Below are 26,051 nucleotides of genomic sequence, written 5' to 3'. Positions count from 1 at the left end.
GGGTCACGCCTGGACCCCGTTGCGCCGGATGACCTCGCGGTACCACAGCGCGCTGTCCTTGGGGACGCGGCGCTGCGAGGCGTAGTCGACGTAGACCAGCCCGAAGCGCTTGGCGTAGCCCTCGGCCCACTCGAAGTTGTCCATCAGCGACCAGACCAGGTAGCCGCGCAGGTCGGCCCCGGCCTCGATCGCGGCGTGCGCGGCGCGGAAGTGGCCGTCGAGGAAGGCGACCCGCCGCTCGTCGGCGACCCGGCCGTCGGCGAGCACGTCGTCGAAGGCGGCGCCGTTCTCGGTGATGATCAGCGGCGTGCCCGGGTAGTCGCGGTTGAGCCGGAGCAGCAGCTCGGTCAGGCCGGACGGCTTGACCGACCAGCCCATCGCCGTCTTCTCCTCGTCGCCCTGGACGAACGCGATGCCCTCGCTGCCCGGGTGGACCGGGTTGGCCTGCTGACCGGCGCGCAGCTCCACGGTGGTGGGGCTGTAGTAGTTGACGCCCAGGAGGTCGATCGGCGCGCCGATGATGTCGAGGTCGCCGTCGCGGACGAAGGACCAGTCGGTGAACCGGCGGGCGCGCTCCACGACGTCGGCGGGGTACTCCCCGCGCAGGACCGGGTCGAGGAAGATCCGGTTCTGCAGGCCGTCGATGTGCGCGACGGCCTCGGGGTCGGAGCCCGAGATCGGGGCCAGGTTGAGGGTGATGCCGACCTGCCGGGCCCCCGCGGCGCGCAGCTCGGCCACCGCCAGCCCGTGTCCCAGCAGCAGGTGGTGGACGGCCGCGTAGGCGTCGCCCGGGTTCGTGCGGCCGGGGGCGTGGACGCCCGCGCCGTAACCGAGGAAGGAGGAGCACCAGGGCTCGTTGAGCGTGGTCCAGGTGCCGACCCGGTCGCCGAGCCTGCCGTACACGACGGCGGCGTACTCGGCGAAGCGCTCGGCGGTCTCCCGGTTGGTCCAGCCGCCCCGGTCCTCCAGGCTCTGCGGCAGGTCCCAGTGGTAGAGCGTCACGATGGGCGTGATGCCGCACCCGTGCAGCTCGTCGACCAGCCGCTCGTAGAAGTCCAGGCCGCGCGGGTTGACCGGGCCGGAGCCGTCCGGCTGGATCCGGGGCCAGGCGATGGAGAAGCGGTAGGCCTGGACGCCGAGGTCGGCCATCATCGCCACGTCATCGCGGTAGCGGTGGTAGTGGTCGCACGCGACGTCACCGGTGTGGCCGCCGACGACCTTGCCGGGCGTCCGGGAGAAGGTGTCCCAGATGGACGGCCCGCGGCCGTCCTCGTTCGCGGCGCCCTCGATCTGGTAGGAGGCGGTCGCCGTCCCCCAGAGGAAACCCTGCGGGAAGGTCAGGTCGCCGGTCCCCCCGGTCTCTGCCGCGACCCCCGCCGACATCCCCATGGACAGGGTCATGTCTCACCGCCCCTTTCGCCTCGCCGTCAACCCCGCCTCGCCCCGAACGGCAGAGAGCGCTCTCAGTCAGCATCGCGGGTGCGTGACAGACCTGTCAAGGCGGATCATCCGCATCCTGGACAGGGGAGAGTGTGAGAAGTCGTTGACTTGGCGTTCACTCAGGGCTACGGTCCTCGGTCAGAGAGCGCTCTCTTACCCTTGCTCGCCCCGGCAGCCCGTTCTGCGGCGCCGGCAGCCCGATACCCGAGGAGGTATCCATGGGCTTCCCATCCCCCTTGCGCAGAGTAGTCGCCGCGGTGGCCGTCCTGGCCACGGCCGTGGTGACCCCGGTCGTCCTGGCGTCCCCGGCCGCCGCCGTCGCGGTCGGCGCGGGCGGTTACGCCTCCGCCCGCCCGGCCGGCACCGCCGGCCCCTCCGACTCCGACGGCGCCGCCGTCAGCCCCAAGGTCACCAGCCGGATGGCCGGCCGCGCCGTGCCGACGAACGACTGGTGGTCCTCGCTGGTCTTCCAGCGCTACGCGGGCAACCCCTACTCCGAGAACATGTACGCCCACCCGCTCTCGTTCCACGCGAACGCCAAGGGCATCAGCGTCGGCTACCCGGACAAGCCCAACATCACCCCCGACGGGCGGATGTACGAGTTCGTCCACGCGAGCGACCTCAACGTGGGCGTCTCCGGCCTCAACGCCGCCAGGACCGAGGTGGACGGCTGGGGCGACTGGAGCGTCGTGCCGCGCTGGAGCGACGGGACCCGCACGCTGCGGACCACGATCGCGCACGGCTCGCCGTACGTCTACGCCGAGGCCTCGGGCGGCAACGCGCTGGTGGAGTTCACCGGCCCGGCCAGCGTCTGGCAGAACGGCGGCAACGTCCTGGGGGTGACGGTGAACGGCCGCGACTACGGTCTGTTCGCCCCCTCCGGGACCAGCTGGTCGCTGACCGGCACCGCCTCCGCGAGCGCCCCGGCCGCCTTCTTCTCGGTCGCGGTCCTGCCCTCCCGGGCGGCGCTCCCGCTGTTCGAGAAGTACGCCTACTCCTTCGTCACCGACACCCGGGTGAGCTGGTCCTACGACGCCGACGCGGGCCGGGTGAAGGCCGTCTACACCGCGTCCACCACCGCGAGGCAGGGGAGCCAGACCGGCACCCTGCACGCCCTCTACCGCCACCAGTGGGCGAACTCCTCCGACACGATGACGGCCCACCGCTACGTCTCACCGCGCGGTGAGATGCGCGTGCGCGAGGGAGCGTCGTTCACCACGAACGCGGAGTTCAACGGCGTGCTGCCCGCCCTGCCGCTCGCGCCCGGCGCGGACAAGGCCAGGCTGCGGGCCGGCATCGACGCCGAGTTGAACGCCTCCGACCCCTACAAGGGCGCCGCCGACACCTACTGGACCGGCAAGGCCCTGTGGCGGATCGCGGCGCTCATCCCGGTCGCCAACCAGATCGGCTACACCGCCGGCCGGGACAAGGCGATCAGCCTGGTCAAGAGCCGGCTGGCCGACTGGCTCACGGCGGGCTCGGGGGAGACCGGCAGGCTCTTCGCCTACGACTCCACCTGGAAGACGCTGATCGGCTACCCGGCGGGCTACGGCACCGACAAAGAGCTCAACGACCACCACTTCCACTACGGCTACTACGTGCTGGCCGGAGCGATGGTGGCCCAGCACGACCCGGCCTGGGTCTCCGACTCGCAGTACGGCGGCATGCTGAAGCTGCTGGTCAAGGACGCGGCCAACTACGACCGCTCCGACAGCCGGTTCCCGTTCCTGCGCAACTTCGACCCCTACGCCGGGCACGCCTGGGCGTCCGGGCACGCGGGCTTCGGCCACGGCAACAACCAGGAGTCGTCGTCGGAGTCGATGATGTTCAACGCCGCCGCGGTCCTGTTCGGCCAGGCGACCGGCGACACCGCCCTGCGCGACGCGGGCATCTACATGTACACGACCGAGCGCGAGGCCATCGGCCAGTACTGGTTCGACGCCGACGGCGCGGTCTTCCCGTCGGGCTTCGGCCACGACACCGCAGGCATGGTGTGGGGCGCCGGCGGCAGCTACTCCACCTGGTGGACGGCGAACGCCGAGGAGATCCACGGCATCAACATGCTCCCGATCACCGGCGGCTCGCTCTACAACGGCGCGTGGAAGGCCGACATCAAGCAGAACATCAGCGAGCTGCGGGCCTCCAACGGCGGCCAGGAGACCGAGTGGCGCGACGTCATCTGGCAGTTCCTGGCCATGGCCGATCCCGCCGCCGCCCAGTCGCTGTGGCTGGGGGCCGACCCGGCACCCGAGGACGGTGACTCGCGCGCCCACGCCTATCACTGGATCTCCGCGCTGAACGCCTGGGGCACCCCCGACCACTCGGTCACCGCGAGCGTGCCGACGTACGCGGTGCTGGGCAACTCGGCGGGCAGGACCTACGTGGCCTACAACGCCTCCGGCGGCGCCGTCACGGTCCGGTTCTCCGACGGGCAGACGCTCGCCGTACCGGCCCGGGCGATGGCCTGGCGCGGCCCGGCGGGCAGCGGGACCGAACCGGGGGGCGGCTCCGGCCCGAGCCCGACCCCCACGCCCACCCCGACGCCGACGCCCACGAAGACACCGACCCCGACTCCGACTCCGACGCCCACGCCCACGAAGACACCGACCCCGACTCCGACTCCGACGCCCACGACCGGCGGGGTCGACGCGCGCTCCACCATCCAGGCGGAGAGCCACCAGGCCCAGTCGGGGACGGCCCTGGAAGACGCCGCCGACACCGGAGGCGGCAAGAGCGTCGCGTTCGTCTCCAACGGAGACTGGCTGCGCTTCGACGGCGTGCGCTTCGGCTCCGTGGCGGCGGGCCAGTTCAAGGCCCGGGTCGCCTCCGGGGCGGGGGCCGGGGTCAGCGGACTGGTCCAGGTCCGCCTGGACAGCCCCACGGCGGCGCCGATCGGCGACTTCGCGGTGGGCAACACCGGCGGCTGGCAGAGCTGGCGGACGATCGCGGCGAACATCTCGGGCGTCACGGGCACCCACACGGTGTACATAACCTTCAGCAGCGGCCAGCCTGCGGATTTCGTCAACCTCAACTGGTTCACCTTCTCCACGAACTGATCCCGCGGGCGCGTCTCCTGCGGGCGCTTCCGGACCGGTCCCGCGGGGGCGTACGGCGAGCCGTGCGCCCCCGCGGCCGGAGGGGCGGGGACCGTGCGGTCCCCGCCTCTTCCGTACTGAGAGCGCTCTCACAACGAACGGATAACCTGAATGCCCTGAATGACACCCGGATTTCTCAAATGAGTAACCGTAGCATCACAGTCATTGACATCCCGTTGCTGGGCGATAAGGCTACAGAGAGCGCTCTCACACTGGTTTGAGCCATCCGGCCACCACGGCGGACCGGTAACGCGGTGACCCCACGCGCCTGTCGCGGGCGGTCCAGCCGGTCCCGCCAGCCGGGCCGGCCCGGCAAAGTAATGGAGGAAGGGTCCATGTCGCTCCTCTCTCGGCCTGCACGCGCCGCCCTCGTCGCGGGTACCGCGGGCCTGGCGCTGGTCGCCACCGGTTGCGGCTCTTCCGAGCCCTCGACCCCCGCGGCGGGCGGCGGTGCCAGCACATCCGCCGAGTGCGCCCCGTTCGAGCAGTTCGGAAAGCACGACGGCAAGAAGGTCTCGATCTACTCCCCGATCCGGGACACCGAGGCAGACCTGTTCCAGCAGACCTGGGTGCCGTTCGAGAAGTGCACCGGGATGAAGATCAGCTATGAGGGAACCGGCGAGTTCGAGGCGCAGATCCAGGTCCGCGCCGACGGCGGCAACCCGCCGGACCTGGCCTTCTTCCCGCAGCCCGGCCTGCTGGAGCGCTTCGTCAAGGCGGGCAAGCTCAAGCCCGCCTCGGCCGAGGTGAAGAAGCTGGCCGAGCAGAACTGGTCGGCCGACTGGGTGAAGTACGGCACGATCGACGGCACCTTCTACGCCGCCCCGCTGGGCGCCAGCGTGAAGTCCTTCGTCTGGTACTCGCCGGGCATGTTCAAGGAGAAGGGCTGGGCCGTCCCCACGACCTGGGACGAGCTCATGACCCTCACCAACACGATCGCGGGCACCGGGATCAAGCCGTGGTGCGCGGGCATCGAGTCCGGTGAGGCCACCGGCTGGCCGGCCACCGACTGGATCGAGGACATCCTCCTGCGCGAGCTCGGCCCCGAGGGCTACGACGACTGGGTCGCCCACAAGATCCCCTTCAACGACCCCAAGATCGTCTCTGCGGTCGACAAGGTCGGCGCGATCCTCAAGGACGAGAAGTTCGTCAACGGCGGCTACGGCCCGGTCAAGAGCATCGCCAGCACCGCCTTCCAGGAGGGCGGCGTGCCCATCACCGAGGGCAAGTGCGCGCTGCACCGCCAGGCCTCCTTCTACGCCAACTTCTGGCCCGAGGGCACCAAGGTGGCCGAGGACGGCGACGTCTTCGCCTTCTACCTGCCCGGCAACGACCCGGCCAAGAAGCCGGTGCTCGGCGCGGGCGAGTTCGTCGGCGCCTTCGCCGACCGGCCCGAGGTCCAGGCCGTTCAGGCCTACCTGGCCACCGGCGACTACGCCAACGCCCGCATGAAGCTGGGCACGTACGTCTCGGCCAACAAGGGCGTCGACATCGCCAACGCGCAGAACCCGATCGACAAGCTCTCCATCGAGATGCTCCAGGACCCGAACACGGTCTTCCGGTTCGACGGCTCCGACCTGATGCCGGCCGCGGTCGGCGCGGGCACCTTCTGGAAGGGCATGACCGACTGGATCAACGGCAAGGACACCAAGACGGTCCTCGACTTCATCGAGGCCTCCTGGCCCAAGTCCTAGTCCCAGGACTTCCCGTGGCGTCCGGCTCCCGCCGGGGTTCGACTACCCCGTCGGAGCCGGACGCTCCCGTATCGGCCCGATCCTTCCGGGAGTTCCCTCGATGAACCTGGACTTCGACTTCGCCGCGGAGCAGCCGAAGCTCCTGCAGCTGCTGTACGGCGTGGTCGCGTTCTGCGCGGTGGTCGCGCTCCTGCTGCTCCTGCTCGACCGCGCCCCGATGCGGCAGAAGGCGCGGCTGCACATCGCCATCCTGCTCGCCCCGGCGCTCCTGCTGCTCGCGATCGGCCTGATCGTGCCCGCGGTGCGCACCACCCTGCTGTCGTTCATGAGCGGCGACGGCGCCTCCTGGGTGGGGCTCGACAACTACGTCTGGATGTTCACCCAGCCCGAAGCGGTCACGGTGCTCCGCAACACGCTCATCTGGGTCGCCCTCGTCCCCGTCCTGGTGACGACGGTCGGCCTGCTCTACGCGGTCCTGGTCGACCGGAGCCGCTTCGAGTCCGTCGCCAAGTCGCTGGTCTTCCTCCCGATGGCCATCTCCTTCGTCGGCGCCGGCATCATCTGGAAGTTCGTCTACGCCTACCGCCCGGAGGAGAGCGAGCAGATCGGCCTGCTCAACCAGATCGTGGTGGCCCTCGGCGGCACCCCCCAGCAGTGGCTGCTGGACCCGCCGGTCAACACGCTCTTCCTCATCGTGGTCATGGTGTGGATCCAGGCCGGGTTCGCCACCGTCGTGCTCTCCGCGGCGATCAAGGGCATCCCCGCCGAGATCGTCGAGGCGGCCAGGCTCGACGGAGCCACCCCGGTCCAGATGTTCTTCCGGGTGACGCTGCCGAGCATCCGCTCGGCCGTGCTCGTGGTGCTGGTCACCCAGTCGATCGGCACGCTCAAGCTCTTCGACATCGTCCGGACCATGACCGGCGGCCAGTTCGACACCAGCGTCATCGCCAACGAGATGTACAACCAGGCGTTCCGGTACGGCGAGACGGGCAAGGGCGCGGCGCTGGCCGTCTTCCTGTTCGTCCTGGTCACCCCCATCGTCGTCTACCAGATCCGCCAGCGCCGGGAGGCCGTCCGATGACATCCGTCTCACCCGCCGTCACGGCGGTACGGTCCGGAGCCGAGCAGGCCACCGGGCGGGTCAGGAAGCGGCTGAGCGGCAGGGTCGCCAGCGCCGTGGCGATCGTCATCGCGGTGCTGTGGACCACGCCCACCTTCGGCCTGTTCCTGTCGTCGCTGCGGCCGGAGGACCAGATCAAGACCACCGGCTGGTGGTCGTTCTTCTCCGACCCGCAGCTCACCCTGGAGAACTACCAGGAGGTGCTGTTCGGCACCTCCTCGTCCTCCGGGAAGATGGCCAGCTTCCTGATCAACTCGATCGTCATCACGATCCCGTCGGTGCTCTTCCCGCTGGCCTTCGCCGCCTTCGCGGCGTACGCGCTGGCCTGGGTGCCGTTCCGCGGGCGGAACTGGGTCTACATCGGCATCTTCGCGCTGCAGGTCGTGCCGATGCAGATGGCGCTGGTCCCGCTGCTGTCGTTCTTCTCCGAGGGCGTCTCGGTCTTCGGCCTGCAGCTCATGCCGGCCTGGGAGCTGGAGGGACCCGCGCGCTTCGCGCAGGTGTGGTTCGCGCACACCTGCTTCGCCCTGCCGCTCGGCGTCTTCCTGCTGCACAACTTCATGTCGGAGCTGCCGGGCGAGCTGATCGAGGCGGCACGGGTGGACGGCGCCACCCACGGCAGGATCTTCCGGAGGGTGGTCCTCCCGCTGGTCGCGCCGGCGCTGGCCACCTTCGGCATCTTCCAGTTCCTCTGGGTCTGGAACGACCTGCTGGTGGCGCTGATCTTCGCGGGGGGCACGCCCGACAGCGCCCCGATGACCGTACGGCTGGCGCAGATGGCCGGGACGCGCGGCAACGAGTGGCAGCGGCTGACGGCCGGGGCCTTCGTCTCGCTCGTCATCCCGCTGATCGTCTTCCTGTCCATGCAGCGCTACTTCGTCCGCGGCCTGCTCGCGGGCAGCGTCAAGGGATGAACCCGGACCGGGGCGCCCGGACCGCGGACGGGACCGGCGCCCCGGCCCCGGCGGGCCCGCGATGGGCTATCGTCGTGGCGACCGAAGATCCGAGCCGGAGGCCCAGTCGGAGGCCAAGATGAAGCGCCCCACCCTGGAGGCGGTCGCCGCCCGCGCGGGAGTGTCGCGGGCCACCGTCTCCCGCGTGGTCAACGGCCAGCCCACCGTCGCCCCGGGCATCCGCGACGTGGTGATGCGGGCCGTCGAGGAGCTCGGCTACGTCCCCAACGCGGCGGCCCGCACCCTCGTCAACCAGCGCACCGACTCCATCGCCCTGGTCGTCTCGGAGTCGCCCACCCGGGTCTTCTCCGACGACCCGATGTTCTCCACCGTGATCCGCACGGCCAGCGCGGAACTGGAGGCGGCCGACAAGCAGGTCGTCCTGATGCTGACGGGCTCGGCCCGCAGCCACGCCCGCGTGGAGCGTTACATCGCCGGCGGCCACGTGGACGGCGTCATGATCATCTCGATGCACGGTGCCGACCCGCTGCCCGCCGCGATCACCCGCATGCGCGTGCCCGTCGTCTCGTACGGCCGGCCCGCCGTGCCCGTGGACCTGCCGTACGTCGACAACGACAACGTGGGCGGCGCGGCGACGGCCGTGCGCCACCTGATCGAGAGCGGCCGCCGCCGGATCGCCACGGTCGCCGGCCCCCAGGACATGATCGGCGGCCAGGACCGCCTGGCCGGCTACCGGAACGTCATGCAGGGCTCCGACCGCCGCTCGATCGTGGCGGTCGGCGACTTCACCCGCGAGTCCGGCGCGGCGGCGATGCGCCAGCTCCTGGAGGACGACCCCGCGCTCGACGCGGTCTTCGTCGCCAGCGACCTGATGGCGATCGGCGCGCTGCAGGCGCTGCGCCAGGCCGGCCGCAGGGTGCCGGACGACGTCGCGGTGGTGGGCTTCGACGACATCGAGGCGGCCCGCTACACCGAGCCGCCGCTGACGACGGTCCGCCAGCCCGTCGTCGAGCAGGCCACCGCCATGGTCCGCCTCCTGCTCGGCCTGGCCTCCGGCGGCCCGGCGGATCCGATCATCCTCCCCACCGACCTGGTGGTCCGCGAGTCGGCCTGACCGGGTCCGGACTCGCCCGGACCGCTCCGGGGAGCCCGTGAGCGTTTCGGACGGGACCGCGGCGGACCGTCGTCACGGGGCGGGGACCCGACGGCTCGCCGACCGCTCCCGGACGGGGCGGGACGACTACCGGACCAGGTCCGCGAACAGGTTCCGCAGCTCCATTTGACTGCTCCCCTCCCTGAAGGAAGGGGATTCCCGGCTCACGCCGCCTGACGCCCCGGCGGGGCATCAGGTCTTCCGCGATCGACACCAGCCGGGTCCAGACCGGCCCGGATCAGCATCACGCGTGCGGAGTTCTCGTCCCTGGGAGACGAGGCTCCGCACGCGGTGCAGGTGTAGGTGCGTTCCGACAGCGGCAGGGCGTGCTTGGCTCTCGCTCCGCACTGCGCGCAGTCCATCGTGGTGTGCGCGGGATGCACCAGGCGGAGGTCCCGCCGGTGTTTGCGCGCCATCTCGATCAACGCTTGCTTGGTCGCTCCGATCGCCGCGTCGGCGGCCTTGCGCGCCATCGTGGATTTGGCGAGGAACTTCGGCCGGAAGTCCTCCACCGCCAGGACGTCGAAGTCACGCACGACCCGCTTCGCCCATTTGCGGGCCGTGTCGGCCCGCTGCCGAGCGACCTTCTTGTGGAGTTTCGCGGTCTGCCGGGCGGCCGTGCGGTAGCCCTTGGACGCCGCCTGCCCGCGCGCGGGCTTCCGCCGGGCCATCATCTTCTGGTAGCGCGCCAGTTTCGCGGCGGCCGTCCGGCCGTACCGGGGGTGCGGCAGATCATGGGCGTCACTGGTGGTGGTCGCGACCTCCTTGACGCCCCAGTCGACGCCGATCGCCCGGCCGGTCTGCGGCAGCGGTTCGGCCGGGGCGGGCACGACGAAGGAGGCGTACCAGTGGCCGAGGCTGTCGCGGTACACCCGCACGGAGGAGGGGTCGGCGGGCAGGTCCCGGGACCACACCACGGTCAGGGTGATGCCTCCGGCCAGGTGCAGGCGACCGTCTTTGAGGCGGAAGCCGCGCCGCGTGTAGTTGAGCGTGGGCGCGGCCAGGTCCTTCTTCTTGAAGCGGGGCATCCCGGCGCGCCGGCGCATCGGCAGCCGGGCCTTGATGTCCTTCAGAGCCTTGGCCCGGGATCTGGCGAAGTCCCGGATGGTCTGCTGCTGGGGGACCGACGCTCCGGCGGCGAGCCAGTCGTGTTCGGCGCGCCAGCCGGTCAGTGTCTTGTCGAGTGTGGCCGGGCCGCATTCCTGCCTGGTCTGGTGGGCGGTCCGGGAGGTGGCGACGCACTGGTTCCACACCCAGCGGCACCGGTCCCATTCGGCCAGCAGGGCGGCGCGGGCGGTGGACGACACGCGGAGCCGGTAGGTGTACCGGGCGTGGGCGGTGCCCTCGGTTTCCCGTAGTGTCGTCATGGTGCCATGATAACGCCATGATTCGTTTCTCGCTCAGGATTCCCGACGATCTCCATGGCCGGATCGCCGCGCGGGCAGACAAGGACCGCCGGTCGGTCAACTCCGAGATCCTGTACTTGCTGGAGGTCGCCCTCGATGCGGCCGGCGACGACGCCGGATCGCCTTGACGGCGATCCGGCCCCCCGCTACGCGGGAGGCCGGATTCCTTCCCGGCCTGAAGGCCGGGGCATCCTCCGGATTCTCTGGTGAGGCGGTTCTCCTTCGCCACGTGCCCGCATTCGGCGCACGTGCGGGAGGTGTCGGCGGGGTTCACCGCGATCAGCTCGCGACCGGCGCTTTCAGTCTTGTACGCGAGGACCGTCAGGAACACCCCCCAACCCGCATCCAGGATCGAACGGTTGAGTCCGGACTTGGCGGCGACGTTGCGGCCGGGGGCCTCGATCGCGCCGGACGCCGAGCGGGTCATGTTCGCGATCCGCAGATCCTCGTGCACGATCACGTCGTAGTCGCGGACCAGGGCGAGTGCGGTCTTGTGCGCGTGGTCGAGGCGCTGCCGCCGCACCGTGGCGTGCAGCGCGGTGGCCCGGGCCACGGCCTTGCGACGACGCTGGGAGCCGCGCTTCTTGCGGGCGAGGTCGCGCTGCGCCGTCGCGAGACGATCGGCGGTCGCGGCGAGGCGACGCGGGTTGGCCACGTGTGTGCCGTCGTTGGTGGTGACAAGCGAGGCGACGCCCAGGTCGATCCCGGCCACCGCGCCCGTGGCGGGCAGTGGTTCGGCGGGCACGTCGTCGCACGACAGCACCACGTACCAGCGGTTGCCTTCCCGCTGCACGCTAATCGTCTTCACCTTCCCGCGCACGGGCCGGTGCCGGTGGACGCGGACGTGGCCGACGCCCTGCAGCCGCACGAGCGTGGCGGTCGGGTGCTCGGGTTGGGAGTCCCACCGGCAGCCGTCGCCGTCCTTGGGCCAGGTGACGGTGCCGAACCGGCCGTGCCCCTTGAACCGGGGAAAGCCCGGCGTGCACCCGGCCTTGATGCGCTCGAAGAACGCACGGAACGCCTTGTCCAGGCGGCGCAGGGTGGCCTGCTGGGAGGAGAAGCTCCAGCGGTCCTGCCCGCCGGGGTCATCGATGCGGATGTGCTTCAGCTCGCCCGACTGGTCGCCGTAGCGGATGCTCACGCCCGCTTTGGTGTAGGCGGTGCGGCGGTGTTCCAGGGCGGCGTTGTAGAGCTGCCGGTGGTCCTCCAGGCATGCCGCGAGCGCGGCGGCCTGCTTGCTCGTGGGACGGAGCCGGAACTTGTACGACCTACGCACGGCCACCGCCTTTGGGCCGCTCGTACTGCGTCTCGATATAGCGCTGCACCGTCTCGGCCGACACCGCGCCGACCGTGGCCACGAAGTAGGACCGTGACCACAGTGTGGGCAGCTGTGAGCGCAGGTGCGGAAACTCGGCGCGCAGGTGGTGGGAGGTGAAGCCCTTGAACTGGTTGGTCACGTACGACGGCGAGTTCTTCGGGTGGGGCTTGACGAACAGGTGCGCGTGATCGGGCATCACCTCAAGCGACACGATCTCCCAGCCGTGCTCGTCGGCCTTGGCGCGGATCAGCTCCTCCATAGCCGTACCGGGTGGAAGAAAGAGCCACCCGGCACGGGGCGCAGGGTGGCGGGTGGCTCTTCGCGCAGTAGGCGGGCCGGAGGTTCCGGAGCGCCGGGACGGTGAGGGCGCCGGGGTCCGGTACGGTGCCGCGGCTCCGTACGGCTCTCCGATCCGGCCCGGTGCGGTTGTGCGGTGCCGTACGGCTCTGCTCTCCGATCCGGCCCGGTGCGGTTGTGCGGTGCCGTACGGCTCTGCGGCCCGGTGGGGCTGCGGTGCTGTCCGGCTGCGCGGACGCTGCGCGGACCGGGGGCGCGGTCCAGGGCGGAGCACGGGTCGGCGTCCGGGTTCTCAGGGCCGGCGCTGCTCCGGGGCGATCGGCCGCTGGGCCGCGGGGTCGTAGACGCCTGCGGAGGCCGGCGGCTCGACCACCACGGTGTCGGCCGGGCGCGCGCCGCCGTCCAGGACGGCGCGGGCGTGGTCGACGTGCGAGGCCGCGACCAGCACGTCGTAGCGGCCCGCGACGATGGCGCTGCGCGAGGCGAAGTCACGCTTGCCGCCGGTGAAGAAGTGGTTGAGGAACCCGAATGCGGCCCCCATCAGGGCGCCCCACAGGCCCGCCCAGAGCACCAGCACGAAGAAGGAGAGCGTGGTCGAGGTGAACAGGCCGAGGAACGCCCCGACCACGAGGCCGAAGACCAGGCCGCTGCCCGCGCCGGCGAGCGCGGCCCGGCCGTTGGTCATCCGGCCGGTGACGGTCTCCTCCATGCGCAGGTCGCTGCCGACGATCGCGACGTTCTCCACGGGGAACCCGGCGTCCGAGAGCGCGTCCACGGTGCGCTGCGCGGCCGCGTAGTTGTCGTAGCCGACCAGAGTCCTGCGGTCGACGACGACCGGCGCCTCGACGCCCATGTGCAACTGTGTCATGGTCCTGTCGCCTTTCCGAGTGGTTGTGGCTCGGGAGAAGCGGCTACCCATGATGCGCCGGGGAATGCGCGTCCCGGGCGGAATCCGCCCGGGACGGCGGGCTCACCAGCTCTGGTGGAGCGGCATCCCCTCGGTGTATCCGGACGAGCTCTGCACGCCGACCACCGCGCGCTCGTGGAACTCCTCCAGGGTGGAGGCGCCGGCGTAGGTGCAGGAGGAGCGCAGGCCCGCCACGATGGCGTCGATCTGGTCCTCGACACTGGGCCGGAGCGGGTCGAGGTACATCCGGGAGGTGGAGATGCCCTCCTCGAACAGCGCCTTGCGGGCCCGGTCGAAGGGGGAGTCCTCGGCGGTGCGGAGCTTCACCGCGCGGGCCGAGGCCATGCCGTAGTTCTCCTTGTACCTGCGGCCGTCGGCGTCGGTGCGGGCGTCCCCGGGGGACTCGTAGGTGCCCGCGAACCAGGAGCCGATCATCACGTTGGCCGCCCCGGCCGCCAGGGCCAGGGCGACGTCGCGGGGGTGGCGGACGCCGCCGTCGGCCCAGACGTGGCGGCCCAGGCGGCGGGCCTCGGCGGCGCACTCCAGGACGGCGGAGAACTGCGGGCGGCCGACGCCGGTCATCATCCGGGTGGTGCACATGGCGCCCGGCCCGACGCCGACCTTGACGACGTCCGCGCCCGCCTCGACCAGGTCGCGCACGCCGCCGGCGGTGACGACGTTGCCCGCGACGACCGGCACGCCGGGACCGAGCGCGCGGACCGACCGGAGGGCGCCGATCATCTTCTCCTGGTGACCGTGCGCGGTGTCCACCACCAGGCAGTCGATCCCCGCCTCCAGCAGTTCCTTCGCCTTGGCGGCGACGTCTCCGTTGACCCCCACGGCGGCGGCGATCCGCAGTCGGCCCGAGCCGTCGACGGCGGGCCGGTAGAGGGTGGCGCGCAGCGCGCCGGTCCTGGTCAGGATGCCGACCAGGCGCCCGTCGCCGTCGACGACCGGGGCGAGCCGGTGGCGGCCTTCGTGGAGCCGGTCGAACGCCTCGCGCGGGTCGAGCCCGGCGGGCAGGGCGAGCAGGTGGTCGGACATGACCTGGGAGAGCTGGGCGTACATGTCGACGCCCTGGCAGTCGGCCTCGGTGACCACGCCGATCGGGCGGTTCACGTCGTCGACGATGACGACCGCGCCGTGGGCGCGCTTGGGCAGCAGGCTGAGCGCCGCGCCGACGGTGTCGTGCGGCGTGAGGGTGAGGGGGGTGTCGTGGACCAGGTCGCGCCGCTTGACCCAGTCGACGACCTCGGCGACCACGTCGATCGGGATGTCCTGCGGGATCACGGTGATGCCGCCGCGCCGGGCGACGGTCTCGGCCATGCGGCGCCCGGCGACCGCCGTCATGTTGGCGACGACGACGGGGATCGTGGTGCCGGTCCCGTCGGAGGTGGACAGGTCGACGGCGAGCCGCGAGCCGACCGAGGAGCGCGCCGGGACCATGAACACGTCGCTGTAGGTCAGATCGTGGGTCGGAGTCGTCTCGTTGAGGAATTTCACCAGGCACCTACAGTGTGGAAGTCCGGCCGGTCAGGGCCGGGAAGCTGACTGGCACTACCTTATGTGTGGGCGGTCAGCGGTGTTCCTTCCCCGTTTCCAGGCCGGCCATGGGGGCTGGACGGTCACGATGAGCACTAAGATCCGGTTTGCGTGTTTGTCGGGGTGGTCGCATGAGGAGGCGCTGTGAACGTCGTTGACCGGCCGGAGATGCTCGTCGTGGGCCATGCCGTACGGACGTCCAACGCCGACGAGCTGGACCCGGCGCGGGCGAAACTGCCGGCGCTGTGGCAGCGGGCGGGCGTCCCGGGGGCCTTCGCGCACGTCCCGGGACGGGTGGACGAGAACCTGTACGCGGTGCTGACCGACTACGAGAGCGACCACCACGGGTTCTACACGCAGATCGTCGGGGTGGCCGTGCGCACCGCCGCCGCGCTGCCCGAGGGCATGGTAGCGGTCCGGGTGCCGGGCGTCCCGGCGCTGAAGCTGGAGGCCCGGGGGTCCATGCCGGGCGCGCTGGTGGAGTCGTGGCAGCGCCTGTGGAAGCACACCGAGTCCGGCGGCACCCCGCCCCGGGCCTTCAGCACCGACCTGGAGGTCCACCACCGCGAGGGCGTGGACCTCTACGTGGCCGTCTTCCCGCCGATGCACTGACCACCGCGGCTTTGGTGCACTGACCGCCGGCCCCGACGCGCCGACCGCCCGCCCCGGTGCACTGACCGCCGGCCCCGGTGCGCCGACCGCCCGCCCCGGTGCGCCGGGGCGCCGTTCCTATGCGCCGATCCCCGGTGCGCCGGCCGCCGCCCCGCCACCGGCGGACGAGGACCGCTCGTCCTCGTCCTCGTCGTCCGGGGGCGGGTCGGGCATCCGCCAGCAGGAGACGATCAGCGGCAGTACGAAGTGGGTCAGCGCCACGGCCAGGGAGAGGTAGAGCAGGGTCGATCCGGGCACCATGTGCTCGCGGCCGCGCAGCAGGCCCACCACCAGCGTCAGGCAGGCGAGGGCCGCGAGCAGGCGGGTCATCAGGCGGTGGGCCACGGCGGTGGCCCGCAGCCGCTCGCCCACCTGGCGCTCGTCCAGGTTCCGTTCGGTGAGCGCGGTCACGCCCCGGGTGGCGACGTTCATCAGCGTCACGGCCGGCAAGTAGATCACCAGCATGACCGCCAGCAGGGTGAGGACGATCCAGCGCGCCCCCTCGTCCGGGCCGGCGACCCACACCACCCCCGCCATGGCCCAGGCGAGCCCCAGGGAGAACGCCCCGGTCGCGGCGAGCAGCCGACGGCGGCCCCGGGTGGCGTACCAGCCCGGCAGGATGTCCATCTGCACGGCCTCGGCCTGGCTGATCCGCCAGGAGGCCTTACGCCCGTCGGTCACTTCTGTTCACTTCCCAGCCGCGGGAACGGCTTCAACGAGAAAACGACTTCCATGGGGACCTCGAAGTACTCGGCGATGCGCAGGGCGAGGTACAGGCTCGGGCTGTACTCGCCCCGCTCCAGGTAGCCGATGGTCTGGTAGTGCACCCCGAGCGCCGTCGCGAGCTCCTTGCGCGACACGCCGCGCTCGGCCCGGAGCATCGGGATGCGGTTGTGGACCTCTTCCGAACTCACCGCGGCCTCCTGCGGGTCATGACGACTGGGCGGCGAGCTGCCGCTCGGCGAGCCGCGAGCCGGACTCCCGCCGGGTGACCCGGCGGACCAGCACCGGGGCGAGCAGCATGCCGGCCACCGCCCAGGCGGCCAGCACCGCCGCCACGTACGGCAGGCGCCAGCTCCCGCCGATCTCCGCGGCGAGCATCGCGTCGGGCAGGAACGCCGCGCGCAGGCCGAGTCCCTGCCAGTAGAGCGGGAACGCCTGGGCGATCCACTGCACGGCCTCCGGCATGTAGGTCACCGGGAGCATGACCCCGGAGGTGACCATCAGGCCCATCATCGGCAGGCCCAGGACCGCGCCCGCGGCCTTCGGGCCGGGCAGCAGGCAGCCGATCGCCGCGCCCAGCGGGACGACGGCCACGGTGCCCAGCAGCAGCACCCAGAGCAGCGTCGGCCAGTCGTGCGGCAGCGGGGCGTCGCCCACGACGACGCCGGTGGCCAGGATCAGCGCGCTCTGCACGGCGATCTGGCAGAGCAGGGTGACCGCCCGCCCGACGAGGTAGGCGGATATCCCGCCGGGGACGGTCCGCAGCCGCAGCAGCGTCCCCTCCTCCCGGTCGGCGGCCAGCGCCATCGGCAGGGTCATCAGGGCGTTGGAGAAGACGGTGAAGGCCAGGAAGCCGGAGGTCATGAACATGCCGGAGGACACGCCCGTCCCCTTCACCTGCTCGTCGCCGATCCAGAGCAGCAGCAGGGCGAAGATGCCCGCCGTGCCGACCAGGGTGGTGGTCAGCTCTCTGCGGTTGCGCAGCAGCTGCATGTGCTCCGCCCAGCCCCGCTTGATCCCGATGCGCAGTGCCCTGCCGTTCATGCGGCCCTCCCGATCAGCTCCAGGTAGCTCTCCTCCAGCGACGGCCGCCGGATCTCCAGTCCGGGGACCGGCCCGCCGAACCTCTCGTGCAGCTCCCACGCCGCCCGCGAGGGGTCGTCGGTGGTCAGGGTCCGCTCGCGGCCGTCCTCCAGCCAGCGCACCCGCGACTGCGCCTGTACGGCCCGCGCCAGCTCGGCGGGGGTCCCGCAGGCGGTGATGCGGCCGCCGGTCAGGATCGCGGTCCGGTGCGCCAGCTTCTCGGCCTCGACCAGGTCGTGCGTGGTGAGCAGCACCGTCATGCCGTCGTCGGCCGCGAGCTTCTCGAGCAGCAGGTGGAACTCCTGCCGCGCCTCCGGGTCGAAGCCGGTGGTCGGCTCGTCCAGGAAGAGCAGCTCGGGCCGGCCGACGATGCCCAGTGCCACGTCCAGCCGGCGGCGCTGCCCGCCGGACAGGCGGCCCACCTGCTGACCGGCCTGCCCGGTCAGTCCGACGGCGGCCAGCAGCCCGTCCGGGTCGTGCGGGTCGTCATAGAACTCGCTCAGGTGGGCGATGATCTCCCGGACGCCCCACTTGTTGTGGTCGCGCCAGTTCTGCAGGACGATCCCCAGCTTGGCCCGCCAGGCGTCGCCGCCCCGCTCCGGGTCGGTGCCGAGCACGCTCACCTCGCCGGCCGACCGGTTCCTGAAGCCCTCCAGGATCTCGATCGTGGTGGTCTTCCCGGCGCCGTTGGGGCCGAGCAGGGTGAAGATCTCCCCGCGCCGGATCTCCAGGTCGACCCCTCGCAACACCTCGGCCGCGCCGTACTTCATCCGCAGGCCGCGCACACTCACTGCAGCACTCATGTGAACGAATGTAGTAGAAGTACTACATTTCGAGCAAGTTCTATGACGAAGGGCGGCACACCTGTGTTCAGGCGTGCCGCCCTCGGAGAGATGTGCGGGGCGAAGGACCCGGCGGGAAGGGCCGGTCGGCGACCGTGCGGAGGGGCGCGGCCGGCGGTCAGGCCAGCACCCCGGCCTCACGCAGCTTCGCGGCGGTCCCGTCCGGCAGGCCCCAGGAGGACAGATCCGCCAGCCGGGTGGCGGGGGAGAGGTCCGGCCCGGGCACGCCCAGCAGCCGGGGCGCCGGGGCGGGCTGCCGGACCCCGCCCACCTCGACGAACGTGCCGCGCGCCCGGTTGTGCGGGTGGTCGGGGGCCTCGGCCATGTCCAGCACGGGGGAGACGCACGCGTCCGTGCCGTCGAAGACGGCCTCCCACTCGGCGCGCGTCCTCGACCGGAACGCCTCGGTCAGCCGCTCGCGCAGGGCGGGCCAGTCGGCCCGGTCCTCGCGGTCGGGCAGATCGGTCAGGCCCATGAGCGAGACCAGCTGCGCCCAGAACTGCGGTTCCAGGGCGCCCACCGCCATGTACCTCCCGTCGGCCGTCTCGTAGGTGTCGTACACCGGCGAACCGGTGTCGAGCAGGTTGGTGCCGCGCGGGCCCCAGAAGCCGGACTGCACGCCGTGGTAGAACATCGCGAACAGCGTGGCCGCCCCGTCGACCATGGCGGCGTCGACCACCCGGCCCGCGCCGGTGCGCTCCCGCTCGATCAGGGCGAGCAGCACGCCGTACGCCAGCATCAGGCCGCCGCCGGCGAAGTCGCCGAGGATGTTGATCGGCGGCGTGGGCTTCTCGCCCGCGCGGCCGAGCATGGACAGCACGCCGGAGATCGCGATGTAGTCGATGTCGTGCCCGGCGGTCGGCGCCAGCGGGCCGTCCTGGCCCCAGCCGGTCATCCGCCCGTAGACCAGGCGCGGGTTGACGGCGTGCAGGTCGTCCGGGCTGATGCCCAGCCGCTCGGCGACGCCCGGGCGGAAGACCTCGATGACGACGTCGGCGTGCGCGGCGAGCTCCTTGAAGGCGGCGACCCCCTCGGGCGACTTCAGGTCCAGCCCGACGGTCCGCTTGCCGCGGTCCATCACGTCGCGGCGCGGCCGGTCCCCGGCGGCGGCCACGGCGGCGACCCGCTCGACCCGCAGCACCTCGGCACCGTGGTCGGCCAGCATCATCCCGGCGAACGGTCCCGGGGCCAGTCCGGCCAGCTCCAGCACGCGGACCCCGGCCAGCGGGCCCTTCCTGGGCGTGTGATCCATCGGTGACTCCTCGGTGCGCCCCGGAACGCGGCCGGGCGCGGTCGTGGCGGACGATCGCCCGGTGACACCGGGCTTCCCCTCCGGGCAAGTAGAACAACATTCGGATCGCCCTGGCAAGACGCCCCACCCACCGACCTCCACCTGTGGGAAACTTGCGGCCGTCGGTTTGGCAACGGGGAGAGTCGTATGGCATATCCGCACGGGGAACGGATGATCGCCGGGCGCTACAGGCTGATGCGCGAGCTCGGCCGCGGCGGGATGGGCGTGGTGTGGGAGGGGCACGACACGCTCCTCGACCGTCCGGTCGCCGTCAAGGAGGTGCTGCTCCCGCCGCACCTGTCCCCGGCGGAGCAGGAGCGCCAGCTGACCCGCACCTCGCGCGAGGCCAGGACCGCGGCCCGGCTCAACCACCACGGCATCGTCGCGGTCTACGACGTGGCCGAGGAGGACGGCCGCCCCTGGATCATCATGGAACTGGTCAGGGCGCGGGGCCTGGACGAGGTCGGCACGCTGCCGGTGCCCCAGGTGGCCGCGATCGGCCGCCAGGTGCTCTCGGCGCTGCACACCGCCCACCGGGCGGGGATCCTGCACCGCGACGTCAAGCCGAGCAACGTCCTGCTCACCCCGGACGGCCGGGCCGTGCTCACCGACTTCGGCATCGCCACCGTGGAGGGCGACGCCTCGCTCACCCAGACCGGCATGGTCACCGGCTCGCCCAGCTTCCTGCCGCCGGAGCGCGCCGTGGGCACCGACGCCGGCCCCTGGTCGGACCTGTGGTCGCTCGGCGCCACGCTGTACGCGATGCTGACGGACGGCAGGGGGCCGTTCGAGCGGCGCGACGCCATGGCCACCCTGGGGGCGCTCCTCACCGAGGAGCCCGACCTCGGCCGGGTCCACCCGGCGATGCGCGAGGTCCTCGCCGGGCTGCTCCAGCGTGACCCGGCGCACCGTCTCACCGCCGGGCACGCGGACGCGCTGCTGGCCGCGGTGAGCGGGGAGCCGTCCGGGCCGCTCGGCCGCACCGCCGAGAGCCGCACGTCCCCCGGCCGCACCGCGCCGGGCCACCCGGGCGGCCACCCGGGGCAGGGTCACCCGGGACAGGGCCACCCGGATCCCGCACACCGGCCACAGGGTCCGGGGCAGGGTCATCCGGACCCCGGCCGTCCGGGACAGGGCCATCCGTCCCACGGCCGTCCGTCCTGGGACGGCCTCCCGCAGGACCGCGCTCCGCAGGGCCGTACCGCGCAGGGCCATCCCGCCGGGGAGCACGCGGGACGGCACGGCGCCGGCCGCGGGGACGGCCGTACGGCCCCCGCCCGGCACTCCCCGCGGTCCCGGCGGGTCCCGGTGGCGGTGGCCGCGGTGCTGGCGGTGCTCCTGGCGGGCGCCGGCGCCGCCGGATGGATCATGTCCGGGGCGGGGGAGAGCTCCGCCTCCCGGGCCGACCCGGGCCCGTCCGAGAGCCTCCCGGCGCCGGAGGAGGAGAAGATCCGCTCCGCGACCCCCGAGGAGCCGCCCGCCCCCACCCCGAAGCCCACCCGGAGCCGGCGGGTGGCCGCCGCCGAAGCCGGGACCGAGCAGTGGAACGGCGAGGACCCGGAGCGGTGGTCCATCCGTTACCCGGCCGGCTGGAAGCCGGAGCACATCGCCGAGACCGGATACACCCACTGGACCAGCCCCGGCGGCGACGCGCACATGTCGGTGGAGGTGCTGCGCCCCGTCTCCGGGCTGGAGACGGTCCAGGAGACGCTGCGGGAGGAGATCGGCCGGTGGAGCGACATCTCCGCCGAGGAGACCGCCGAGGTCCCCACCCGGTACGGCAGGGCGCTCGACTGGCGGTTCGGCTGGGTGATGAAGGGCGGGGGCGGAGCGGAGTGGGCCTCGCCCGGCACGGACTACCGCGAGGTGCGGCGCTTCGTCGAGCTCGGCGACACCGCCATCGTGCTCACCTGGACCGCCGCGGAGTCCCAGTGGGACAGGCACCAGGCCATGATGCGCCGGGTGCTCGACAGCTTCCGGCTGGAGCGCGAGGGATGACACGGCGCGCCGGGAGGCCCCTCCCTCCCCCGTCCCGAGAGTTTTCGCGCGTTTAACGCACCCCTCCTGGTCGCACGGGCATCGGCGAGATAACGTGCTAGAGGCGATCTTTCCTGTCGAGAGCCTGGGGGTGATGTCCTGTGACGCCCACGACACCTATGTCGGCGCACCGGCGGGCGGTCGAGCAGATCAGGGAGTCCTACGCGGCGATCCCCTCCGGGGCCGCGCCCCGGCTGGCCAAGGCCACCACGAACCTCTTCCGGTTCCGCGACGGCGCCCGCGCGGCCCGGCTCTCCGCCAGGGACCTGGACCGCGTCATCGAGGTCGACCCGGTCGCGATGACCGCCGAGGTCCAGGGGATGACGACCTACGAGCGCCTCGTGGACGCCACGCTCCCGCACGGGCTCATGCCGTACGTCGTGCCCCAGCTCAAGACCATCACGCTCGGCGGCGCGGTGACCGGTCTCGGCATCGAGTCCACCAGCTTCCGGGACGGGCTGCCGCACGAGTCGGTCGAGGAGCTGGAGATCCTCACCGGTGACGGGCGTGTCGTCGTCGCCCGCGACGACAACGAGCACCGCGAGCTGTTCCGCGCCTTCCCCAACTCCTACGGCACGCTCGGCTACGCGCTCCGGATCCGGATCCGCCTCAAGCCGGTCCGGCCGTACGTCCGGCTGACGCACCTGGAGTTCACCGACGCCCACAAGTGCATGCTCGCCATGAACGAGATCTGCGAGCGGGGCGAGCACGACGGCGAGCCGGTCGACTTCGTGGACGGCACCTTCTTCGCCCCCGACGAGCTCTACATCACCCTCGGCCGGTTCGCCGAGCGCGCGCCGTACGTCTCGGACTACACCGGCATGCGGATCTACTACCAGTCGATCAGGACCAGGACCCGCGACTGGCTGACCGTCCGCGACTACCTGTGGCGCTGGGACACCGACTGGTTCTGGTGCTCGCGGGCCTTCGGGGTGCAGGATCCGCTGGTGCGCTCGCTGATGCCGCGCCGGTGGATGCGGTCCGACGTCTACCGCAGGCTCGTCGGCCTCGACCGCAGATACGGCGTGACCGCCCGGCTGGATCGCTGGCAGGGCAGGCCCGTGCACGAGTCGGTCATCCAGGACATCGAGGTGCCGGTCGAGCGCGGCGCCGACTTCCTGGAGTTCTTCCACGAGAAGGTCGGCATGACGCCGGTCTGGATGTGCCCGCTCAGGTCGGCGGAGGAGTGGCCGCTCTATCCGCTGGAGCCCGGCCGGCTGTACGTGAACTTCGGCTTCTGGGGGGTCGTCCCGCTGCCCCGGGGCCAGTTCGACGGCTACCACAACCGGCTGATCGAGCACGAGGTGCACGCGCTCGAGGGCCACAAGTCTCTTTACTCCACGTCGTTCTACCCCCGGGACGAATTCTGGCGCCTCTACAACGGGGACGCCTACTGGCCGGTCAAACGGGCGTACGACCCCGGCGGCCGGCTGCTCGATCTCTACGACAAGTGCGTACGGGGGCGCTAGGGAGGTTTGCTTCTGTGAGGCTCGCGGAGATCTTCGAGAATGTCGTCGGTCCCGATGCGGGCATCGGTTTCGCCGCCTACGACGGCAGCAAGGCCGGTCCCTCCGACGCGGACGTCACCCTGGAGGTGAAATCCCCCATCGCGGTGGCCTACCTGGCACAGGCGCCCGGCGAGCTCGGTCTCGCCCGGGCGTACGTGTCGGGCCACCTCGACGTGCACGGGGACATGTACACCCTGCTGTCGCGGATGTGGTCGCTGACCATCAACGACCTCACGGTGGCCGAGAAGCTCGCCACCGTCCGGGCCCTGGGCGTCAAGCCCCTGACGATGTGGCTGCCGCCCCCCGCCCAGGAGGTACGGCGCAGCATGATGGCCAGGCTCGGCAGCCGGCACGCCAAGCGGCGGGACGCCGAGGTGATCCACCACCACTACGACGTGTCCAACACCTTCTACGAGTGGGTGCTCGGCCCCTCCATGGCCTACACCTGCGCGGTCTTCCCCACCGCGGAGGCGTCCCTGGAGGAGGCGCAGTTCGCCAAGTTCGACCTGGTGGCCAGGAAGCTGGGACTCGCGCCGGGGATGCGGCTGCTGGACGTGGGCTGCGGCTGGGGCGGCATGGCCATCCACGCCGCCCGTGAGTACGGCGTCAAGGTGCTGGCCGTCACCCTCTCCCGGCAGCAGGCGGAGTGGGGGCAGAAGGCCGTCGCCGAGGCCGGGCTCGGCGACCTGGTCGAGATCCGGCACTCCGACTACCGCGACGTCAGGGAGACCGGGTTCGACGCGGTCAGCTCGATCGGCCTGACCGAGCACATCGGCAGGGACCAGCTGCCGTTCTACTTCCGCTTCCTGTACGGCAAGCTCGTGCCCGGCGGGCGCCTGCTCAACCACTGCATCACCCGGCCCACCGGCAGGGAGAAGACGATCAACGTCGGCGGTTTCATCAACCGCTACGTCTTCCCCGACGGGGAGCTGGAGTCCGTGGGCACCCTGGTCCGCGAGATGGAGGACGTCGGCTTCGAGATCCGCCACGAGGAGAACCTCCGCGAGCACTACGCCCAGACCCTCCGGCACTGGTCCGCCAACCTCGACGACCACTGGGAGGAGGCCGTCCGGGAGGTGGGCCGGGGCCGGGCCAGGGTCTGGCGGCTCTACATGGCCGGCTGCGTGGTCGGCTTCGAGCGCAACAAGATCCAGCTCCACCAGGTACTGGCGAGCAGGCTCGACTCCCAGGGCGGCGCCCGCATGCCGCTCCGCCCGGCCCGCGACTGGCCCTGACCCGGCGCGGGGACCGCGGCTCGTCCGGACGGCCGCCGCGGTCCCCGCCGCGCCGGGCGGGGTGACGCGGCCCCTCCGGAAGGGCGGACCGCCGTGGTCCCCGCCACGCCAAGTGAGGTGACGCGGCCTTTCCGGGAGGGCGGACCGCCGTGGTCTCCCGGCCGACCGGACCGCCGGTCGCGGCGCGGTCAGGCGGCCATGATCGGGTCGGCGGAGTCGGCCGTGACCCAGCGGCCCCTGCCGAGGCGCTTGGCCGAGTACATCGCGGTGTCGGCCGCGCGCAGGATCCCCACCGCGGCGTTCCCGGCCGCCTCGCCGGCGCAGGCGGCGATGCCGACGCTGGCTCCGACGGAGAGCTCGTGTCCCCGGAACGGCACCGGAGCGGAGACCTCGCGCAGGACGCGCTCGGCCAGGCGCACGGCGTCGTCGTGCGAGGCCCCGGGGCAGAGCAGGACGAACTCGTCGCCGCCGAGCCGGGCGACCAGGTCGCCGCCGCGCACCGCGGCCGACAGGCGCTCGGCGACCGCGCCGAGCACCGTGTCGCCGGCCTCGTGGCCGTGGGTGTCGTTGACGGCCTTGAACCCGTCGAGGTCGAGGTAGAGCACCGCCACCCCGGTGCCGGGGGCACGCATGACCCGCTCCAGGGTGTCGTGCAGCACGGTCCGGTTGGCCAGCCCGGTCAGCGGGTCGTGGTGCGCCTGGTAGGCCATCTGGGCCTGCAGCCGCTCCTGCTCGCGGACCGCCATGGTGAACCGGGTCAGCACGAAGGCCGCGCAGCCCGAGCCGGCCAGGATGAGCGCCAGTTCCTCGCCGCTGAAACCGGAGTGCCGCAGGGCCAGGGCGGGCGTGCCCAGCAGCGCCATGCCGAGGAAGAGGACCCGCGCGGGGTGGAGGGTGCCCATGCGGGAGCCGGGACGGGTCAGCTCGGCGTGACCGGGATGCAGCATGGCCGCGACGAGCACCGCGTGGCCGAGCAGCAGCCCGGCCCCGAGCCGCTCCACGTACGAGTAGTCGAGCACGTAGGGCAGCAGGTTGTAGCCGAGGTCGACGGTCAGGTAGGTGAAGACGGCGGTGAGCAGCAGGTAGGTCGGGGTGCCGCGCTCGCCGGGGGACAGGACGAGGAACAGCGCGGCCGCCAGCAGCACTATGTCTCCGACCGGGTAGAGGGCGGGCACGATCGTCTCGGCGAGGCTGTACCCGCCGCCGAAGAGGGGTTCGATCAGGAACTGCCAGGAGGCGAGGGCGGCCACGGTGGCGAGGGTCAGCGCGTCGAGCGCGCCGGCGCGGAGCCTGCCGGGCGCCCGGTGGCGGGCCATCAGGACCAGGGCCGCGGCGATGAGGGGATAGCCGCCGAGCCAGAGGACGTCGCTGATCCCGACCGAGGGCACCTCCCCGGTGAGGAAGAACACCAGCTCGATCACGTCACCGGTCAGCCAGAGCGTCTGGGCGAGCGCGATGAGCAGCCACGGACGGCGGGCGGCCCCCGCCCCGGAACGCAGCGCCGCCCACCACGCCAGGGCGCAGACCACGCCGTACACGGCGAAGTAGAGGATCTGGCCCAGCGCCGATGCGTACGTGGCGGCGGTCACGGCTGAGGCCGCGACCGCCGCAGTGAGGAAAAGCCCCGTCTTCCCGACCGTCATGTCCGTCCTGTCGGCACCGCGGGCCGGAACCTGAGGAATCCGGCCGGTCGCGGCGGCGATCGTCCGGGGTCCGGACGGTCCGGCCGGTCGCCGCGACTGACCGGAGGACGTCCGCCGGATGCGCGGAGCCCCCGGATCCCGGAGGGGACACG

At 72.0% G+C, this 26,051-nt stretch carries 21 protein-coding genes and 1 pseudogene; 10 read left to right on the top strand and 12 right to left on the bottom strand.

Annotated features, from left to right (window positions below):
- Window positions 1-3 precede the first annotated feature (3 nt).
- Complete coding sequence (locus HS048_RS28815) at window positions 4-1,401, bottom strand: GH1 family beta-glucosidase (RefSeq protein WP_230881912.1); 1,398 nt, start codon at window positions 1,399-1,401, stop codon at window positions 4-6.
- A gap of 257 nt (window positions 1,402-1,658) precedes the next feature.
- Between HS048_RS28815 and HS048_RS28810 the strand changes: the two genes are divergently transcribed.
- The 5 genes from HS048_RS28810 to HS048_RS28785 all read left to right on the top strand — a co-directional run bounded on the left by HS048_RS28810 (window position 1,659) and on the right by HS048_RS28785 (window position 9,377).
- The gene (locus HS048_RS28810; RefSeq protein ID WP_230881911.1) at window positions 1,659-4,496 is read left to right on the top strand and encodes a glycosyl hydrolase; all 2,838 of its coding nucleotides are present in this window, start codon (window positions 1,659-1,661) and stop codon (window positions 4,494-4,496) included.
- 374 nt (window positions 4,497-4,870) lie between these two features.
- Window positions 4,871-6,229 carry an ABC transporter substrate-binding protein gene (locus HS048_RS28800; protein WP_068898788.1) on the top strand — a complete coding sequence of 453 codons (1,359 nt, stop codon included), beginning with the start codon at window positions 4,871-4,873 and terminating at the stop codon, window positions 6,227-6,229.
- A 106-nt stretch (window positions 6,230-6,335) separates the two neighbouring features.
- Window positions 6,336-7,310, top strand: a complete 975-nt coding sequence (locus HS048_RS28795) for a carbohydrate ABC transporter permease (RefSeq protein ID WP_196469547.1) — start codon at window positions 6,336-6,338, stop codon at window positions 7,308-7,310.
- A complete protein-coding gene (locus HS048_RS28790; protein ID WP_191894859.1) occupies window positions 7,307-8,263 on the top strand; it encodes a carbohydrate ABC transporter permease in 957 nt (318 codons plus the stop codon). The genes HS048_RS28795 and HS048_RS28790 overlap by 4 nt, the downstream gene beginning before the upstream one ends.
- 118 nt (window positions 8,264-8,381) lie before the next feature.
- Window positions 8,382-9,377: a LacI family DNA-binding transcriptional regulator gene (locus HS048_RS28785; RefSeq protein ID WP_068898784.1), complete on the top strand. Its 996-nt coding sequence runs from the start codon at window positions 8,382-8,384 to the stop codon at window positions 9,375-9,377.
- A gap of 203 nt (window positions 9,378-9,580) precedes the next feature.
- Here the strand turns inward: HS048_RS28785 and HS048_RS28780 are convergent, their stop codons facing one another.
- The gene (locus HS048_RS28780) at window positions 9,581-10,783 is read right to left on the bottom strand and encodes an RNA-guided endonuclease TnpB family protein (RefSeq protein WP_196469242.1); all 1,203 of its coding nucleotides are present in this window, start codon (window positions 10,781-10,783) and stop codon (window positions 9,581-9,583) included.
- Between the two features lie 17 nt (window positions 10,784-10,800).
- Here HS048_RS28780 and HS048_RS28775 point away from each other — a divergent pair, with 17 nt between their 5' ends.
- Entirely contained in the window at window positions 10,801-10,950 is a 150-nt protein-coding gene (locus tag HS048_RS28775; protein ID WP_196469241.1) for an Arc family DNA-binding protein, read from the top strand.
- 68 nt (window positions 10,951-11,018) lie between these two features.
- On the opposite strand, the pseudogene HS048_RS28770 reads toward HS048_RS28775, so the two are convergent.
- The 4 genes and pseudogenes from HS048_RS28770 to HS048_RS28755 form a co-directional block, all read right to left on the bottom strand.
- Window positions 11,019-12,098, bottom strand: a pseudogene (locus HS048_RS28770) (RNA-guided endonuclease InsQ/TnpB family protein); the annotation flags it as partial.
- Window positions 12,091-12,399, bottom strand: a complete 309-nt coding sequence (tnpA, locus tag HS048_RS28765; RefSeq protein ID WP_230881910.1) for an IS200/IS605 family transposase — start codon at window positions 12,397-12,399, stop codon at window positions 12,091-12,093. The pseudogene HS048_RS28770 and the gene tnpA, both read right to left, overlap by 8 nt.
- Window positions 12,400-12,729: 330 nt before the next feature.
- Entirely contained in the window at window positions 12,730-13,305 is a 576-nt protein-coding gene (locus tag HS048_RS28760; RefSeq protein WP_191894857.1) for a general stress protein, read from the bottom strand.
- Window positions 13,306-13,407: 102 nt separating this feature from the next.
- On the bottom strand, window positions 13,408-14,847 hold the full coding sequence (locus tag HS048_RS28755; protein ID WP_196469240.1) for a GuaB1 family IMP dehydrogenase-related protein: 1,440 nt from the start codon (window positions 14,845-14,847) through the stop codon (window positions 13,408-13,410).
- 183 nt (window positions 14,848-15,030) lie between these two features.
- Here HS048_RS28755 and HS048_RS28750 point away from each other — a divergent pair, with 183 nt between their 5' ends.
- On the top strand, window positions 15,031-15,498 hold the full coding sequence (locus HS048_RS28750) for a GyrI-like domain-containing protein (protein WP_068898777.1): 468 nt from the start codon (window positions 15,031-15,033) through the stop codon (window positions 15,496-15,498).
- A 117-nt stretch (window positions 15,499-15,615) separates the two neighbouring features.
- Here the strand turns inward: HS048_RS28750 and HS048_RS28745 are convergent, their stop codons facing one another.
- From HS048_RS28745 to HS048_RS28725, 5 genes are all read right to left on the bottom strand, one after another.
- Entirely contained in the window at window positions 15,616-16,218 is a 603-nt protein-coding gene (locus tag HS048_RS28745; protein ID WP_068898776.1) for a hypothetical protein, read from the bottom strand.
- Window positions 16,215-16,418 (bottom strand): helix-turn-helix transcriptional regulator, encoded by a 204-nt coding sequence (locus tag HS048_RS28740; RefSeq protein ID WP_068898956.1) that lies wholly within the window; start codon window positions 16,416-16,418, stop codon window positions 16,215-16,217. Before HS048_RS28740 ends, HS048_RS28745 begins: the two co-directional genes overlap by 4 nt.
- Before the next feature lie 49 nt (window positions 16,419-16,467).
- Complete coding sequence (locus HS048_RS28735) at window positions 16,468-17,304, bottom strand: ABC transporter permease (protein ID WP_068898774.1); 837 nt, start codon at window positions 17,302-17,304, stop codon at window positions 16,468-16,470.
- Complete coding sequence (locus tag HS048_RS28730; protein ID WP_191894853.1) at window positions 17,301-18,146, bottom strand: ABC transporter ATP-binding protein; 846 nt, start codon at window positions 18,144-18,146, stop codon at window positions 17,301-17,303. Before HS048_RS28730 ends, HS048_RS28735 begins: the two co-directional genes overlap by 4 nt.
- 157 nt (window positions 18,147-18,303) lie before the next feature.
- Window positions 18,304-19,437 (bottom strand): CaiB/BaiF CoA-transferase family protein, encoded by a 1,134-nt coding sequence (locus tag HS048_RS28725; protein WP_196469239.1) that lies wholly within the window; start codon window positions 19,435-19,437, stop codon window positions 18,304-18,306.
- A 186-nt stretch (window positions 19,438-19,623) separates the two neighbouring features.
- Between HS048_RS28725 and HS048_RS28720 the strand changes: the two genes are divergently transcribed.
- The 3 genes from HS048_RS28720 to HS048_RS28710 all read left to right on the top strand — a co-directional run bounded on the left by HS048_RS28720 (window position 19,624) and on the right by HS048_RS28710 (window position 24,256).
- Window positions 19,624-21,474 carry a serine/threonine-protein kinase gene (locus tag HS048_RS28720; protein ID WP_196469238.1) on the top strand — a complete coding sequence of 617 codons (1,851 nt, stop codon included), beginning with the start codon at window positions 19,624-19,626 and terminating at the stop codon, window positions 21,472-21,474.
- A gap of 158 nt (window positions 21,475-21,632) precedes the next feature.
- Entirely contained in the window at window positions 21,633-22,982 is a 1,350-nt protein-coding gene (locus HS048_RS28715; protein WP_196469546.1) for an FAD-binding protein, read from the top strand.
- A 14-nt stretch (window positions 22,983-22,996) separates the two neighbouring features.
- Window positions 22,997-24,256 carry a cyclopropane-fatty-acyl-phospholipid synthase family protein gene (locus tag HS048_RS28710; protein ID WP_068898763.1) on the top strand — a complete coding sequence of 420 codons (1,260 nt, stop codon included), beginning with the start codon at window positions 22,997-22,999 and terminating at the stop codon, window positions 24,254-24,256.
- Between the two features lie 188 nt (window positions 24,257-24,444).
- Here the strand turns inward: HS048_RS28710 and HS048_RS28705 are convergent, their stop codons facing one another.
- Window positions 24,445-25,899, bottom strand: coding sequence for a GGDEF domain-containing protein (locus HS048_RS28705; RefSeq protein ID WP_196469237.1), 1,455 nt, complete (start codon window positions 25,897-25,899; stop codon window positions 24,445-24,447).
- Window positions 25,900-26,051: the final 152 nt, after the last annotated feature.

This window comes from Planomonospora sp. ID91781, from assembly GCF_015711595.1.
Taxonomy (GTDB): Bacteria; Actinomycetota; Actinomycetes; order Streptosporangiales; family Streptosporangiaceae; genus Planomonospora; species Planomonospora parontospora.
The sequence above is the reverse complement of the archived record's forward strand: the minus strand, read 5'-3'. Positions and strand labels throughout refer to the sequence as shown.

Bases quoted from the DNA above. Each gene is read 5' to 3' on its own strand.
- HS048_RS28815 (WP_230881912.1), bottom strand. From the start codon at position 1,401: ATGACCCTGTCCATGGGGATGTCGGCGGGGGTCGCGGCAGAGACCGGG.
- HS048_RS28810 (WP_230881911.1), top strand. From the start codon at position 1,659: ATGGGCTTCCCATCCCCCTTGCGCAGAGTAGTCGCCGCGGTGGCCGTC.
- HS048_RS28800 (WP_068898788.1), top strand. From the start codon at position 4,871: ATGTCGCTCCTCTCTCGGCCTGCACGCGCCGCCCTCGTCGCGGGTACC.
- HS048_RS28790 (WP_191894859.1), top strand. From the start codon at position 7,307: ATGACATCCGTCTCACCCGCCGTCACGGCGGTACGGTCCGGAGCCGAG.
- HS048_RS28785 (WP_068898784.1), top strand. From the start codon at position 8,382: ATGAAGCGCCCCACCCTGGAGGCGGTCGCCGCCCGCGCGGGAGTGTCG.
- HS048_RS28780 (WP_196469242.1), bottom strand. From the start codon at position 10,783: ATGACGACACTACGGGAAACCGAGGGCACCGCCCACGCCCGGTACACC.
- HS048_RS28775 (WP_196469241.1), top strand. From the start codon at position 10,801: ATGATTCGTTTCTCGCTCAGGATTCCCGACGATCTCCATGGCCGGATC.
- tnpA (WP_230881910.1), bottom strand. From the start codon at position 12,399: ATGGAGGAGCTGATCCGCGCCAAGGCCGACGAGCACGGCTGGGAGATC.
- HS048_RS28760 (WP_191894857.1), bottom strand. From the start codon at position 13,305: ATGACACAGTTGCACATGGGCGTCGAGGCGCCGGTCGTCGTCGACCGC.
- HS048_RS28740 (WP_068898956.1), bottom strand. From the start codon at position 16,418: ATGCTCCGGGCCGAGCGCGGCGTGTCGCGCAAGGAGCTCGCGACGGCG.
- HS048_RS28735 (WP_068898774.1), bottom strand. From the start codon at position 17,304: ATGAACGGCAGGGCACTGCGCATCGGGATCAAGCGGGGCTGGGCGGAG.
- HS048_RS28730 (WP_191894853.1), bottom strand. From the start codon at position 18,146: ATGAGTGCTGCAGTGAGTGTGCGCGGCCTGCGGATGAAGTACGGCGCG.
- HS048_RS28725 (WP_196469239.1), bottom strand. From the start codon at position 19,437: ATGGATCACACGCCCAGGAAGGGCCCGCTGGCCGGGGTCCGCGTGCTG.
- HS048_RS28720 (WP_196469238.1), top strand. From the start codon at position 19,624: ATGGCATATCCGCACGGGGAACGGATGATCGCCGGGCGCTACAGGCTG.
- HS048_RS28715 (WP_196469546.1), top strand. From the start codon at position 21,633: ATGTCGGCGCACCGGCGGGCGGTCGAGCAGATCAGGGAGTCCTACGCG.
- HS048_RS28705 (WP_196469237.1), bottom strand. From the start codon at position 25,899: ATGACGGTCGGGAAGACGGGGCTTTTCCTCACTGCGGCGGTCGCGGCC.